This window comes from Halalkalibacter flavus, assembly GCF_036663575.1.
In the GTDB taxonomy this organism is placed as follows: domain Bacteria; phylum Bacillota; class Bacilli; order Bacillales; family Bacillaceae_D; genus Halalkalibacter; species Halalkalibacter flavus.
In genome coordinates this window covers 1-280 of record NZ_JAWRVK010000192.1, presented here as the reverse complement: position 1 = coordinate 280, position 280 = coordinate 1, and the positions used below count along the sequence as shown (strand labels likewise).

The 280-nt window shown below is 52.5% G+C and carries 1 protein-coding gene; it reads right to left on the bottom strand.

Going from position 1 to position 280, the window contains the following annotated elements; translation table 11 throughout:
* Positions 1–280 (bottom strand): RNA-binding protein (locus SAY88_RS24955; RefSeq protein ID WP_332635114.1); only part of this gene is annotated, 280 nt, incomplete at both ends.

Sequence of the window (280 nt, the reverse complement as noted above, 5' to 3'; positions counted from 1 at the left end):
GAAAAACTCTGCAATGTCTGCTTGGGTAGCCCTGAAAGGCAAACCTCTCATGTGAACACAATGAGTTGGTGGTTGCCAGCCATTGCCTCCATGTCCACTTCCGAAGCCTCTGTCGGGCGGTCCTAAACTCGGCAGTAATGGTTTGATTCCTCCTCTAGGTCCTAATCCTGGACCGCTGTTGTCCCATGGTCCACCTCCTGGACCTCCTTCCCAAGGACCGTCATCGTAGTCATTGAAACCACCTCTATTTTCCCATTGTCCTCCTCTTCGCGATTCCTCC